We start from the raw sequence: 13,010 nt of genomic DNA, 5'->3' as shown, positions 1-13,010 counted from the left end.
GTTCGGTCAAGCGGCAACCGGCGTGGCACCGGCGGGGTTGGTGCTGAGTTCGTGGGCGAGTTCTTCGCGGCCGGTGGCTTGTCGCTCGCGGGCGAGGGCGGCGGCGGTGTTGGCGAGGAGTGCGTCTCCGGTGGTGTGCCAGCCGACTCCGGCGAAGTTGAGGACGCCGACGGCGAGGGTGGTGTCGTCGAGGTGGTCGACGGCCGGGGTGCCGCCGGGGTGCGCGTGGTCCTGGTCGGCGTTGCGGCGGAAGGTGACGCGGGTGTCGCGCAGCAGTTGGAAGGTCACCGAGTAGCGGCGGGCCTTGGTGAGGAAGTGGCCGCCGAAGCCGAGCATGTGCGCCCAGCGGCGCAGCCGGGCATACGGGTTGGCCGTCGCCGGTTTCGTCGATTCGCTGTCAAGGGCGGCTTGACACTCGGCGACGCAGACGGGGCAGGCGGCGTAGCGGGTGTGGGTGCCACAGTCGGGGCACTCCCAGCGCTCGTGGAAGCCGGGCCGGGGCCGGTGCTCACGGGGACGCTGCGACAGCAGGGCCGGAGTGTGGGTGGGTCGGCCGAGTCGCCAGCAGGCGTCGATGAGGCGGGCGGTGTGGTCGCCGTCGGGGTCGGCGTAGTCGCCGATGGTGTCGGCGGTGAGCCGGACGGAGCGGTGCCCGGTTACCTCGGTGCTCTTGGTGGCGTACTTGGCAAGGTATCCGGCGACCATGCTGTCGGTGACCTCACCCCGACCGGTCAGCGAGATGGGCCGGATGTCGACCTGTGCGCCCCAGCGGATGAGCCAGCCTTCCGGCTGGTCGGGGTGAGGTGGGGTGGTGAAGGCGATCTGCTCGACGGCGTGCCGTAGCGCGTCGTCGAGGTCGGCGGCGGTGAACCCGGCCGGTGGCGGGACGACGGCGTGCGGGTCGGTGGGGTCGACGCCGTCGAGGCGGGTCAGGGCGTGGAAGTGCACTGCCGCGCGTGCCTGGAACTCGGCCGCTTTGCCGTGTGAGATGCGGACGGGGGAGACGGTGCGGGTCTTGCCGGATGGGCTGGTGATCTGGACGCGGGGGATGCCGCGGCGGCGGGCGAGTTTGGTGAGGTGGCGTTCTGCGGCTTGCTTGGTGCGGTGCCACAGTTCGCCGGTGTAGAGGTTCCAGACGACCTGGTGGGCGTGGTCGTAGCAGTCGAGGCAGAGCGGTTGCCCGAGGCCGGTGTCGGCCTGGTCGTGACGTGCCCAGCATGCGGCGGGGCGGCCGTGAGGGCAGGTGCCGGCGTCGCGTCGGGCGTGGCAGGGGTCGGGCCGGCAGTCGCAGCGGTGCCGGTTGCCGCAGGTGTGCCGCTTGACCGCGCGGACGTGCACGGGACCGAACGACGGTGCGGTGAAGGTGGCGAACACCGCGGGGTGTCGGGTGACCGTGTCAGGGACGCCTTTGCCGCCGACGAGGCCGGCGCGCAGGAGCTGGTAGGCGTCGCGTTGGTAGATGGTGGCGCAGGCGGGGCAGACGGTGGCGCGTCGGTTGCCGCATGCCTTGTAGATCGTGGCGTCGGGCATGCCGTCGGTGTGCCGCTGGTCGAGCATCCGGCCCGTGCCGGGGTCGACGGTGTAGAGGCTGCCGGCCAGGCGGATCGGACGGGTGCAGCCGGCGGCGGCCCGGATGTGCTCCAGCCAGCCGAAGTAGTCCGGCTGTCCGGCGCGGTGGAGGGCTTGCCCGGCGGCGGTGTATCCGGCGGGTGGGGTGATGGTGTCGGCGTTCGAGCCCACACCCCGGGCCAGGGCGGCACGGGGTGTGGGGTCCAGCGTCGAGGCCATCAGGCGGCAACCCCGTTGTTGGGGTGCCGGGTGGTGATGGAGCGTTCGGTGATGATGGTCCGGCAGGCGCCGCATTGGCGGTTGGCCGGTTCGTGCCGGTGGCACGGGATCTGGGTGACCACCACACCGGACTGGACGGTGATCGGGGTCCGGCAGGGACCGCCGGGGATGACGTGTACGACGGTGCGGCGGGTGTCGTAGGGGTGCGGCTCCGGCTCGGCCGGGCAGGTGTGCAGGACGTGCACGATGTCGACGACGTGGATGGTCATCGGGCACCTACCGGGGTGCCCTTGTCGGTGATGGCGTCCAGGAGCGCGGACGCCACGGGCGGGGTGAGGTTGAGTCGGACGGCCAGCTCGGGGGCGGTGATGGGTTGCCCGGTGGCCTGCTCGTGCTGGACGGCGGCGAACCGCGCCGTGGGCAGCAGGTGGGTAGGCACGACCACCGGCTCAGCGGCCGGGGTGACGGTCGGCGTGGGGATCGGGTCGGCAGCCGCGACAGGCACCGGGTCGGGGTCGGTGGTGACGATCGGTTCGGTCGGGTCGTTGGTGGGTTCCGGTGCCGGGGTGATGGCCGGTGCCGACTCGGCGGCGGGTTCGGCGACCTGGACGCGGATGGGTTCGGTCGGCTTGACCGGCTCGACCGACCGGGTGTCGGCCGGGGTGGGACTGAGGACGAGCTTCACCAAGGCCATGAAGGCCAGGGCGGGAACGGCGGACAGGAGCCACCCGGACGGGCCGGGCTTGGCGACCGCCAACTGTGCGGCCAGCGAGAGGCAGGCCGAGGCGATCAGCAGCAGGATCGGGTAGCCGACGGATGCGCCGAGGCGCTTGCGGCGACGGATGGTGAGCAGGGCGGCGACGGGGACGAGTTCGGAGATGACGGCGTTGGCCCAGCCGAACCACTCGCCGGTGCCGGCGGGGGAGTTGTCGAGGGTCCAGTCCTTGACGTGGGTGAACGAGGCGGCACCGGCGAAGCCGGCGACGGTCAGCAGGATGAGCACCAGGACGACACCCTCGATCCGGGTGCCAGCAGTCGGAGTCTTCGCGGGCATGGTCAGTGGCCTCCGTGGCAGTCGAGGCAGCAGCCGTAGCGGCGGGGGATGTAGTAGGGCTGCACCTGCTCACAGACGGGGCAGGTGCGGCGAGCGCGTAGCGCCTTGGCGATGGCCGCCCGCTGGGCGGGAGTGGCGGTGCGCTTCGGCTTGGCGAGGTCGAGGCGGTAGAGGTAGGCGACGCGCTCACCGCGCCGCCAGAGGATCTGGGCGACCGGGTCTTGTCCGCCGGGGCGTAGGCCGGCGGCCCGCAGTTGCCGGACGGTGGCGAGCCCGGCCGGTGCCATCAGGTAGGGGAAGGTGGGGAACCCGTGGCGGGTGCCGAGCGGGTCGTAGAACCGCAGGCGTAGACCGATCAGGTTGGAGAAGTCGGTCATAACCGGTCACTCCAGCGCTGCTGGGCGGCTTGGCGGGAGATGCCGAGCCGGGAGCCGATCTCGGCCCAGGAGTAGCCGAAGGCGCGGAGGCCAACGACGGCTTCACCGATGGCGTCATCGAGAGCGGCGGACAAGGCCGTCAGGTCACGGAGAGCTTCCACGTCGCCGGTGGCGACGCGGCGGCCGTGGGCGCGGATGATGCGGCGAGCGAAGGCGGCGAACTCGTCGTTCTCGACGACGTCCCGACGCCGCTGTTGCCGGGGGACGGATGTCAAGCAGGGCTTGACGGTCGGGGCGGTCATGCGGCACCGCCCTTGGTCGTGTCTGCCTGCTGGTGGTCGACGGCCCAGGATTCGGCACAGACCTTGTGGCAGGGCTTGCCCTTGGGGCTACGGCAGATGGCCGGGTGTCCGCAGATGGTGCAGGGTTCCGGGGTGCCGGCGCTGCCGGACTTGCTCCAGTCGAGAAACGCGCTGGTGGTCATCGGGCACCACCAGCGGGGTGCAGGCGGTCCCATTCGTCAGCGGCCCCGATCAGGGCCTTGATGACCTCATCGACCGTGCGGGCCGGGTCGTCGTTCCACGAGAACGGGGAGGTGTGCTCGTCGACGAGGAAGCCGTCTTCGTCGATGACCGGCAACGGGTGGTGAGTGTCGAGGTAGTGGGTGAACACGTTGACGGTCCGGCGGTAGGTGACCTGGGTGTCGTAGTCGAGGCTGGAGAAGTGGTCGGTACGCCGGCCGGCGGCGGCCATGCCGATTGCCCCGACGGCGCAGGCCGGCGGGGTGAGGGTGTCGGTGTTGGCGGTGTAGTAGGTGCCCTGGTGCCAGCCGTGCCGGCTCAGGTAGAGGGCAGCGCAGCGGAGCAGGACGGCGGGAGTGTCCTGTTCTCCGGTGGGTGGGTTGTGGGTAGCCTTCATGGCAGCCACGTCCTTTCGAGGGCTGTTGGTGAGGCCGGCAGGACCAGCTCTGCTGGCAGGCGGAATCCGCTGGTCCTGTCGGTTGCTAGGTGGTCGGGGTCAGGCGGACGACGATCCGTAGTCGCGGGTCTGCCGCGCTGACCGGAGCGGGTGCGGACATGAAGACGAGCCGGCCGCAGTGGCGGGCCATCGTCTGAACCGCGTCGATCTCGGCGCGGGTGCCGGTGACGACCAGTTCGGTGAACCGGCGTGGGGTGTGGTTCATGCGGCCATCCCCCAATCAGCGGGAGTGCTGGCCGGGGTGGTGAGGCCCCCGGGGCGACGGACCCAGGCCGCGTAGTCGGCAATGCCGGCAATCTGGGCGTCAGTGAGGTAGGCGGCCTTGATGCGGCGGGGGGTGCCGCCCTCCGCGATGAGGTAGGCCGCTCCCTGGTTGGTCGGGGCGATGTCGGTCGCGGAGTAGCCCTGCTCGGCCCAGCCGTGACCGAGGACGATGTTCGAGCTGTTCGGGGTGGTGCAGCGGAACGCGGCGCGGTAGCCGAACAGGTCCCGCAGGCTGGTCGGGATGATGTCGAAGCTGGGTCGCTGGGTGGCAGCCACGACGGGGATGCCGGCGGCGCGGCCCCGGGCGACCAGGTCCCGCAGGAGGGCGACGAACTCTTCCTGTTCCTGCTTGCTGCCGACGGTGGCGGAGAAGAAGGCGATCTCGTCGACGAGGACGGTGATGACCGACAGCCGGTCGGCGGCGGTGACCTTGCGGCGGCCGTGGGCGCGCAGCCAGGCGTAGCGGTTGTTCATCACCTGCTGGAGCCGTCGCAGGACGGTCAGGGCGGCGGTGATGTCGGGGCCGATGAAGGCGTCGGCGACGTCCTCCCACTGGCCGAGTTCGACGAGCTTGCCGTCGAGGAGCACGAGCCGGGAGTCGACGGACAGGGCCGCGTGCGCGGCGATGGTGTTGAGGAGGCCGGACTTGCCTCCGCCGGGCTCGCCGCCGGCAAGGAGGTTGCGGTAGGCGAGGGTGATGTAGACGGGCTGTCCGAACTCGTCGATGCCGACGAAAATGGGGTCGAACATCGACAGGCCAGGCCCCACCGGAACACCGGTGGTCGGGGCGGCGGCGGTGCGGGTCATGTTGCCCTCCCTGGGCGGGGTTGGTGGGCGCGAGGAGCCCCACGAACGAGCCGTTGACGGCTCCTCGCGTCCGGGATAGGTGAAGGTGGGTTAGATCCAGTCGGACATGTCGTCGGTGTCGGTCGACGACGAAGCCGCCGACGGCTTGGAGCCGTTGGCGGTGGTGGCCGGGCGGGGTGCCGGGAGGGTGACGGTGGGGGCTTCCACGTCGGGAAGGTCCAGGGCCGTCGGTGGGGTGACCGGTGCCCGGTCGGTGGTCGGGGTGTCGGGGTCGATCACACCGGCCAGCGGTGAGCCGACGGTGGCGGTAAGCACCTCGCGGCGCTTGATGTCGAACCGCAGGAACGCGGCGTTGCCCTCGGAGGCCCGCTCGATCAGAGCGGAGGAGGCGTGACAGGTGACAGCGATCTTGTCGAGCCGGCCCTCAAGGTCCTTAGCGGACAGGCCGGGACGCAGGTAGACCCAGACCCGCTCACCCACAGGCGTTGGGCGAGCCCAGAGGATCAGCGGCAGGGAACCGGACTGGTTGGCGATGATGAACTGCGCGAAGCAGACCCGCAGCCGGTGGCGCACGATCAGGCACCACGCCCAGGCGACGATGGTCCGGCGGGCCACCGGGATAGAGGCGGGAACGCCGACGACCACAGCGACCACGGCGAGGGTCACCACGGTCGAGGTGTGGGTAGCCAGGTGCACCCAGGCAGTGAGCAAGGTCGACGTGATGACGATTTCCGGCAGCCACCACCACAGCAGCCGCAGGACCGGCCAGATGCGGACGAGCAGCCAGGCGGCGGCACCGGTCGGGAAGCCGACGGCCGCGCCGACGAACAGAGCGATGATCGGGTGCCAGTAGGACGAGGCCACGACGGCCGACAGGATGCCGACGACGACACCGACCAGAACGAACGCCAACCGGGCGTTACGCGCGGACGAACGGTGAACCTTGGCCTCAATGACCGTCACCGTTCCCGCAGACTTCCGCCCGAACAGGCGAGCAGGGCTAGACTTGGACACGCGTCCTCCCAAGCGATTGGGCTGGATGGGTTGGAGAGCACGGGGTCGGCAGGTGTAGGAGCCAGTACCGGCCCCGAGCTCGAATTACCTAGCCGCGCAGGAACTGCGCGACGACACGGCGGCCGGGGAAGTCCTTCAGGATTTCCCGCTTGGCCCAACTGACATCGGTCATGCAGACCAGGTAGCTGAAGGCCGTGCCTTCGACCTTGACCTCACGGTCGGCGTACCGGGAACAGGTGGGGTGCTGGCACAGCATGTGCATCATGACGTTCCCTTTCGCAAAGGGTAGAGGGCAGGCGAGGCCGGCCGACGAATTTGTCAGGACCGGCCTCGCGCCAGTAACAGGAAGGGCAACTACGGGTTGCCAGGGTCGGGAAAGTAGGAGCAGCGACATTCCCGAAGCGATTTGAGCCGGATCAGCGGACTATCAAGCCGCTGCAGATGCCACGGACACCGGTGGCAGACACAGCACGATGTGCGAGGAGCTACTTCGCCGCCGAGGTGCCAGCCGCCGGCTTCAGCGAGATCGCGCGGAACGCGACGCCGTTACGCCCGTTGGTCGCCCACGGGATGGCCTCCAACTGCTCGACTGCGATGAGCTGTCCCACCTTCACGCTCGGCTTCTCACCCGCCGTGGTGATGGTGATGACCTCACCGCCCGTCTCGTCGAGGACGAAGACCTGGGTGGACCACATGAGCCGGCCCGTTCCCTTCTCGGACCGCTGGTTGCCGTTCTGGTCGTTCTTCGGCTCCGGGTCCCTCGACACCGTCACCTGCTTGCCCTGGGTGTCCACGTACAGCTTCACAACAAACCTCCTGTGTCTCGGGCCAGAGATGAGCATGTCCCCGGTGGACTTTCGCTCTTGGCCTCTGTCGACAAGACTCCCGGAATGACGCTGACAGGCCATTAGGCAGGCTGGACATCTAGGGACGTCTTCGCTACCGTGAATGCGTCCTAGTCGTCCCCTCAGGAGGTTCGGATGCCCAACCATCGCTTGCGTGACGCCATCCTCCGTAACGGCATGACGCCGTTGGTGGTAGCCGAGAAGATCGGGGTGGACTCGAAGACGGTAGAACGGTGGATCACGCAGGACCGCACGCCGTATCCGCGTCACCGGCATGCAATCGCCGCCCTTGTTCGGGAGGACGAGTCGTACCTGTGGCCGAACGCGGTAACCCCCGAGACGGCATCACGGATCGGGCAGAACGAAGTAGTGCAGCTCTACTCGCGTCGCTCATCCGTGCCGTACGACCTGTGGCAACGACTCATCAACCGGGCTGAGCGGAGAATTGACATTCTCGCCTATGCGGGCCTCTTCCTCGTTGAGCAGGACCCGAAGCTGATGGATACGCTGCGTGCTAAGGCCGCTGCCGGAGTCAAAGTCACGGTCTTTCTCGGTGACCCCGACAAGCCAGCCATCGAACGGCGGAGCATCGAAGAAGGCATGCCGGGCGTCATGGCAGCCAAGATCCGGCAGGTCCAGCAGTACTACGACCGCCTAAAGGGGTCCGGTGCCGAGGTCCGCTACCACGAGACGACGCTCTACAACTCGATCTACCGGTTTGACGACGAGATGCTTGTCAACATGCATGTTCTCGGGCTTCCGGCACCGCACGCGCCCGTGATGCACCTGCGGAAGCTGTCCGGCGGTGACCTCTTCGGCACCTACGTCGACACCCTTGACCGGGTCCGCGCCGCCTCTGTCTTGCAGTGGGATGACGAGGTGGCAGCCTAGACACATGGCGAGGATCGAGCACTACCACGACCCGAACGCGCCGAAGGCCAACAGCATCGTCGTAGCCGTGTCCGTCTTCGTGCGTGACGCGCAGGGGCGGGTGCTGCTCATCCAGCGCACCGACAACGGGCTGTGGTCGCTACCGGGTGGCGGGCAGGAGATCGGGGAGTCCGTCGCGCAGACAGCGGTCAGGGAAACCCTCGAAGAGACCGGGGTCGGCGTGGAGGTGGTCGGCCTGGTCGGGGTCTACTCCGACCCCGACACGTCGTCGAGTACTCCGACGGCGAGATACGGCAACAGTTCTCGCTCTGCTTCCGTGCCGTACCGATCAGCGGCGAGCCGACGCCAAGCGACGAGTCAACCGAGGTCCGGTGGGTGACCCGCGACGAGCTGGCGAACCTCAACGTGCACCCGTCGACCCTGCTCCGCATCACCCACGGCTACGACGACCGCAAGAAGCCCTACATCGGTTGACGGACCCGGCCGGCGAGACGGCCCTCAGTCCGCCGCACCGCCGCGACCATCTCCGGTTCCGCCCGAATGATGAACCGGGTCACCAGGTGATCCGGCCCGTACCGCGACCGAATCTCCGCCAGGCGTTCCAGTACCTCGAAGTCCTGCCCGTCCGGCCCGGTGGTCATGTCCGAGCAACAAAGCGCGTCAGCCACGGCCGACTCTTCCCGGGGGAACTCCGCCGCCAGGACGTCACCGAGCCCGCGCTCTTCAGCCTCCAGCCAGGCGCACGAGTGATGCGCCACCAGGGCGGCAATCCTCTCGTCGAAGTGCTCCCGCCTCAGCCACCGACCACCATCGAGCGAGTGAAACCCCGTATCAACGAGGCCGGGACTGTAACCGACGTCATGCAGCCATGCGGACGCCACGAGGACATCACGGTCTTCAGCCGGAACCGCCTTGCTGACCGTCTGCGCTTTCGCGGCGACCGCTCGGACGTGACTCCACCGACGAGGCAGCGAGGTCTCTAGCTTGCGTCGCGCGATCTCCCGCGCGGTATCGACGAGGCCGGCCATGCGGTCAGCGTACGGAGCGCGCACGACTCGCGCCATCCCGTGTCCGCCGGGCGATCGGGCCGAGGTGGCGGCCGGCTGCCGGCGATGTTGTTCAAACTTTCTGTACGTCTTCAAGGCGGCCCTGAACGGGCCGCACGCGCCGCCGCCAGGGCGCGCGCCCGTCGCTCCGCTGGCGCTCCGACTCCGGCCACGCAACACGCCCGGCGGCTGGCGCGGACAGCGGGTAGCCCGATGGGCCGCCGCATGACGACAGGCCGTGTCCGGTGGGGTGGTAGGCCGGCAGCCGGCCGGACCGCGCGGCCGACACCCGCGCGGCGTGGGGGAGCGCACGCCGGGTCCGTCGGCGGCTGCCGGGTGGTGGCGGGGTTGCGGTTACTGCGCCTCCGGCGGGGGCGCTCCGGCTCCAGGATGGCCGGGGCTCCGTCGGCGGCTCGCGGTCCGTGGGTGGTTGCGGTGGGGGAGCCATCCCGCCAGCCGTCGACCCGGGCGAGCCGAGCAGACCACCGCCCGACCCGCCAGCGTCCGTACGAGCCGTCAAGGCCGTCTTGACGTGGCGGGCCGGGCGGAGGCCCGCTCCACAGAAGTGCGGGTCGACGGCAGACGGGATGGCGGAGCGGTGGTGAGCCGGTGCCACAATGCCAGCGTGTCCGAATTCTGGTCTGGCGTAGCAAGTGGTTTGATCGGCGCTGTTATTGGTGGTGTCTTCACAACCATTGGCGTTAGAACCCAAGTGAAGGCGTCGTTGCAGGCTGCCCAGCTTCAGGTTAACGCAATGATCGAGCAGCAGTCGATTAGTGCACTACTCGCGATGAAGCAATGGGCCGTAATGCAAGTGACCGCTGGCCTTGAAAGCGTCAATATGAAAGTGGAAGAACTGTATCAGATTCACGATCAGCCGGAACATGGGGATGGGCTGATGTGTAGAGGGGACGCTTTCTGTCGCGGTTCGGTGGCTCACGCAAAGAGTTGGCGGCAGGAATTGAATCACGTTTTGACAACGTATGGCGGATATCTGACCAGGGACGCGCAGTCCGCCGTCGACAGAGTGTTCGGGTATTTGCCGACCGGGGGTACTGCTAAGCAGATTGCCTCCAAATGCAAGGGGGATTGCTTGTACTCGTCCTGGCTTGAGAAACTAGCGGACGTTCTTATGGAAGCTATGGATGAACTGCCTTATCGAATGGGGTTGTCTGATCAAGTGCCGAGTCACATCAGATCCTAGCTTGTACCCTTCCGAGTGGGGTCTACCGAACGTGGCCCTGTGCTGCCGGCAGCAACGGTGACAGCAACAGGGCCGGACGTGGAGGTCAGAGTCGGAGGGCTGAGAATCAAGCCCGCCGACGTCAGTGACGTGCGTGGACGCCCTCGGACAGGGCGTGCAGAGCCTACAATCGAGGGGCTGGGGCGCCCTTCAGTTGGGATCGGGTTCAGACTGTCGCCCAGGCCGTGGAACGTCGACCAACGGTGATGATGTACCGCTATCTAGACGTGAAGATCGCTCTCAGTCGTGGGGCGACGAACATTCTCCCATAGCGCTCGCCCGTCACCTCCTGCAATATTCCCATCTCGACTAGTTTGGCGATGGCATTGTTGGCGGGGGATATGTCACCTTATGAAGCTCGGCTGCTTGCGAAACGGTGATATAGGGATATCCGATTAATGAATCTACGATATCGAGGGCAACGCCGCGCACCTTCTTCTGGCGCAGCATGTCTATCATCTCTGCGCGTACCGCTAGTAGGTCCTCAATTTTCTTAACTGCATTGTTTGCCTGGGCGATGACTCCTTCGCAGAAGAAAGAAACCCAAGCATTGTAGTCGCCCGTGATGCTTACCCTGAGCATTTCGTCTTTATATTGATCTTCGCGCTCTTTAAGCCAAGGCGAAAGGTTTAGCACGGGGTAGCTCAGGGACTTTGCTTCCACGAGTTGCAGTGTGACTACGAGCCTGCCCATGCGGCCGTTGCCGTCGCTAAATGGATGTAGTGTCTCGAACTGGTAGTGGCCGACGGCGGCTTTAACTAGTATGGGAATGTGGTCTTCGGCGTTGATCCACTTTTCCCACTCGCTGACGCCATTTATAAGATCCTCGCCTGGAGGCGGTGGCACGAAACGTGACTGTTCGATCCCGAGATGCCTCTCGCCGATGTAAACATGTCGCTCGCGCAGCCGTCCTGCATCGTATCCGTCGCCTCGCGTTCCGCGTACAAGAATGTGCTGAAGTTCGGCTATTAGACTGAGGCAAATCGGCCTATCATTGATAAGCCTCAATCCTTTCTCCGCTGCTCTGACGTAGTTCATGACTTCTCGCAGTTCGGCGCTTTGTTGGGCTTCGTCGAGGTAGTCAGCCTCAAGAACTTCGTCGAGTGGGGCGTAAGTTCCTTCGAGTGCCGAGGTGCTTTGAGCCTCGCGCCGGAGAGCTGGGCGTGCGAGCAAGGAGGGGTTTGGTAGGCGCTGGACGGCGAAGTCCAAGCGTCCGACCGCCATGCTTGCTTCGGCCACCCGGCTGTAGGTGCGCTCGGACAGCGGGATGCTGGGCGGCAGCGGGTGTGGCACGAATGCGAAGTGCCTATAGTCTTGTCCTAGGTAGGCGTCATGTCCAGAGATGGGCCGAAGTTCACCCATCGGTGACTTCCTGAACGCGTCGATGTCCATGCTTGCCTCCGAGCAGGCCGCAGCAGCGGCGGCGACGGCCTCAACGAACCTTACAATCTCCGGGCCAGATTTATAGGATCAGGCTTGATCCTATAAATTACACCGGTGGAACTATAGGCTGTGCTGGGTCGCGCGGGCGCCGTGTCGTGGGAGCATCACGGCATGCTAGGGGGCTGCCCCGCTTGGTAGGCGCACTGTCGCGAGGACCTGCATCATCAGCACTGCGGTACAGTCCCCGCCGACCTCGTGCTGCGGGACCTGGATCAGGACCAGCTCTGGCAGGCAAGGGATGAGGGCGGGCACCTACCGCCGCAGGCCGCTATCAGGTGACAGCAGCTGCGCCGGCGGCCGGCAGGCTGACGAGCGCTGGCGCAGACGATGGTCCGAGCGGGTAGCTTTCCGGGACGTAGCAGACGTGGTGACAGAGCTTGTAAGCGAGACGCCAGGCAGTGAGGCGGCAAGCAGTGCGAGCGTTGACGGGGGCGATTCCGAACATCAACGGACGAGGGCCGGCACGTGCTCGCCGACGCGGCCGCCACCGACTGGCAGCTTGAGACCGCATCCTCTTCCAGGGTCGGCCCGGGTCCCTGGCGGAAAGGCTCTCGGCAGCAGCGCCGCCAGACGGAGGCACGCTGAGGAGCGGTGGCGTGGATGAAGCTCCGAGCGTGCAGCCGTTGCCGGACGCGCGTGCGGACGCGAGGCGCCGACCTTGTAAGCGAGATGTCGCGCTCTGCTAGAAGCGGTGTTTGCCCACATGGCCTACCGGCAGTAGGCACAGCAGATCCTCCTCAAGACCATCAGAGCCAGCAGCAGGGCAAGGGTCGCACTCCTCGATGGCCCTGCCGGTGCCGTCCGACCACCAGACCCACCAGCACGTTTGCTCTGTACCGACATCCTGGGATTGACCGAGACTGCAGTGCCGCCCAGAGTGCCCAAGTTCAAGTTCGCAGTACAGCCGGGTCTGCACCTCATGAGCGGCGTCGGGTAGCGAGCCCAGCCAGGAGATCTCCTCCTTGGTCGGCTCAAAGTAGGCGGGGCACTCAATTTTGATGTTACTCACGACCGGCAGGCTAGGGCGACGGTGTGACATGGCAGGCTGCAGTGGGCGTAGGGACGTCCACCAGGGTGGCGTATAGGAGCTGCGGCGGCACGGCAAGATCCGGAATATGCGCGGAACGATCAAGCGCTCCGCTGAGGCGCCGTCGCGCGTATTCCCTGATGAGACAACAGGTGCCTTAGCAGGCGCTATACGGTTTCCTAAACCGTGTGTCGCAGGTTCGAATCCTGCCGGGGGCACCTTCATGATCAACA

17 protein-coding genes, 1 tRNA gene and 1 pseudogene are annotated in these 13,010 nt (G+C 66.9%); 4 read left to right on the top strand and 15 right to left on the bottom strand.

What is annotated here, in order from left to right:
- Positions 1 to 6: 6 nt before the first annotated feature.
- The 12 genes from GA0074692_RS21890 to GA0074692_RS21840 all read right to left on the bottom strand — a co-directional run bounded on the left by GA0074692_RS21890 (position 7) and on the right by GA0074692_RS21840 (position 7,088).
- Entirely contained in the window at positions 7 to 1,788 is a 1,782-nt protein-coding gene (locus GA0074692_RS21890) for a replication initiator (RefSeq protein WP_091647024.1), read from the bottom strand.
- Positions 1,788 to 2,057 (bottom strand): hypothetical protein, encoded by a 270-nt coding sequence (locus tag GA0074692_RS21885; protein WP_091647023.1) that lies wholly within the window; start codon positions 2,055 to 2,057, stop codon positions 1,788 to 1,790. Before GA0074692_RS21885 ends, GA0074692_RS21890 begins: the two co-directional genes overlap by 1 nt.
- The gene (locus GA0074692_RS21880; RefSeq protein ID WP_091647022.1) at positions 2,054 to 2,842 is read right to left on the bottom strand and encodes a hypothetical protein; all 789 of its coding nucleotides are present in this window, start codon (positions 2,840 to 2,842) and stop codon (positions 2,054 to 2,056) included. Before GA0074692_RS21880 ends, GA0074692_RS21885 begins: the two co-directional genes overlap by 4 nt.
- A gap of 2 nt (positions 2,843 to 2,844) precedes the next feature.
- Positions 2,845 to 3,219 carry an RRQRL motif-containing zinc-binding protein gene (locus GA0074692_RS21875; protein ID WP_091647021.1) on the bottom strand — a complete coding sequence of 125 codons (375 nt, stop codon included), beginning with the start codon at positions 3,217 to 3,219 and terminating at the stop codon, positions 2,845 to 2,847.
- On the bottom strand, positions 3,216 to 3,521 hold the full coding sequence (locus tag GA0074692_RS21870) for a hypothetical protein (protein ID WP_091647020.1): 306 nt from the start codon (positions 3,519 to 3,521) through the stop codon (positions 3,216 to 3,218). The genes GA0074692_RS21875 and GA0074692_RS21870 overlap by 4 nt, the downstream gene beginning before the upstream one ends.
- On the bottom strand, positions 3,518 to 3,703 hold the full coding sequence (locus GA0074692_RS21865; RefSeq protein ID WP_091647019.1) for a hypothetical protein: 186 nt from the start codon (positions 3,701 to 3,703) through the stop codon (positions 3,518 to 3,520). The genes GA0074692_RS21870 and GA0074692_RS21865 overlap by 4 nt, the downstream gene beginning before the upstream one ends.
- Positions 3,700 to 4,137 carry a DUF6197 family protein gene (locus GA0074692_RS21860; RefSeq protein ID WP_091647018.1) on the bottom strand — a complete coding sequence of 146 codons (438 nt, stop codon included), beginning with the start codon at positions 4,135 to 4,137 and terminating at the stop codon, positions 3,700 to 3,702. The genes GA0074692_RS21865 and GA0074692_RS21860 overlap by 4 nt, the downstream gene beginning before the upstream one ends.
- 85 nt (positions 4,138 to 4,222) lie before the next feature.
- Entirely contained in the window at positions 4,223 to 4,402 is a 180-nt protein-coding gene (locus GA0074692_RS21855) for a hypothetical protein (RefSeq protein WP_091647017.1), read from the bottom strand.
- Positions 4,399 to 5,268, bottom strand: a complete 870-nt coding sequence (locus GA0074692_RS21850; protein WP_091647016.1) for an FtsK/SpoIIIE domain-containing protein — start codon at positions 5,266 to 5,268, stop codon at positions 4,399 to 4,401. Before GA0074692_RS21850 ends, GA0074692_RS21855 begins: the two co-directional genes overlap by 4 nt.
- Before the next feature lie 90 nt (positions 5,269 to 5,358).
- Complete coding sequence (locus tag GA0074692_RS21845; protein ID WP_091647015.1) at positions 5,359 to 6,231, bottom strand: hypothetical protein; 873 nt, start codon at positions 6,229 to 6,231, stop codon at positions 5,359 to 5,361.
- A gap of 139 nt (positions 6,232 to 6,370) precedes the next feature.
- Positions 6,371 to 6,547: a hypothetical protein gene (locus tag GA0074692_RS34900; protein ID WP_176738538.1), complete on the bottom strand. Its 177-nt coding sequence runs from the start codon at positions 6,545 to 6,547 to the stop codon at positions 6,371 to 6,373.
- A 220-nt stretch (positions 6,548 to 6,767) separates the two neighbouring features.
- On the bottom strand, positions 6,768 to 7,088 hold the full coding sequence (locus GA0074692_RS21840; protein ID WP_091647014.1) for a hypothetical protein: 321 nt from the start codon (positions 7,086 to 7,088) through the stop codon (positions 6,768 to 6,770).
- Positions 7,089 to 7,262: 174 nt separating this feature from the next.
- On the opposite strand from GA0074692_RS21840, the gene GA0074692_RS21835 reads away from it, so the two are divergent.
- Together GA0074692_RS21835 and GA0074692_RS21830 are read left to right on the top strand one after the other, a co-directional pair.
- The gene (locus GA0074692_RS21835) at positions 7,263 to 8,018 is read left to right on the top strand and encodes an XRE family transcriptional regulator (protein ID WP_091647013.1); all 756 of its coding nucleotides are present in this window, start codon (positions 7,263 to 7,265) and stop codon (positions 8,016 to 8,018) included.
- A gap of 4 nt (positions 8,019 to 8,022) precedes the next feature.
- Positions 8,023 to 8,492 (top strand): annotated as a pseudogene (locus GA0074692_RS21830) (NUDIX domain-containing protein).
- Here the strand turns inward: GA0074692_RS21830 and GA0074692_RS21825 are convergent.
- Entirely contained in the window at positions 8,480 to 9,046 is a 567-nt protein-coding gene (locus GA0074692_RS21825) for an HD domain-containing protein (protein WP_091653912.1), read from the bottom strand. The pseudogene GA0074692_RS21830 and the gene GA0074692_RS21825 sit on opposite strands and share 13 nt — an antisense overlap.
- A 643-nt stretch (positions 9,047 to 9,689) precedes the next feature.
- Here GA0074692_RS21825 and GA0074692_RS34150 point away from each other — a divergent pair.
- On the top strand, positions 9,690 to 10,268 hold the full coding sequence (locus tag GA0074692_RS34150) for a hypothetical protein (RefSeq protein WP_141725367.1): 579 nt from the start codon (positions 9,690 to 9,692) through the stop codon (positions 10,266 to 10,268).
- Between the two features lie 348 nt (positions 10,269 to 10,616).
- Here GA0074692_RS34150 and GA0074692_RS21820 read toward each other — a convergent pair whose 3' ends face one another.
- Both GA0074692_RS21820 and GA0074692_RS34145 read right to left on the bottom strand, forming a co-directional pair.
- Positions 10,617 to 11,699: a Fic family protein gene (locus GA0074692_RS21820; protein ID WP_218106699.1), complete on the bottom strand. Its 1,083-nt coding sequence runs from the start codon at positions 11,697 to 11,699 to the stop codon at positions 10,617 to 10,619.
- A 733-nt stretch (positions 11,700 to 12,432) separates the two neighbouring features.
- On the bottom strand, positions 12,433 to 12,759 hold the full coding sequence (locus GA0074692_RS34145; RefSeq protein WP_141725366.1) for a hypothetical protein: 327 nt from the start codon (positions 12,757 to 12,759) through the stop codon (positions 12,433 to 12,435).
- A 172-nt stretch (positions 12,760 to 12,931) separates the two neighbouring features.
- Here GA0074692_RS34145 and GA0074692_RS21815 point away from each other — a divergent pair.
- Positions 12,932 to 12,995, top strand: a tRNA-Arg gene (locus tag GA0074692_RS21815).
- Positions 12,996 to 13,010: the final 15 nt, after the last annotated feature.

Origin of the sequence: Micromonospora pallida, from assembly GCF_900090325.1 — a bacterium.
In the GTDB taxonomy this organism is placed as follows: Bacteria; Actinomycetota; Actinomycetes; order Mycobacteriales; family Micromonosporaceae; genus Micromonospora; species Micromonospora pallida.
The sequence above is the reverse complement of the archived record's forward strand: the minus strand, read 5'-3'. Positions and strand labels throughout refer to the sequence as shown.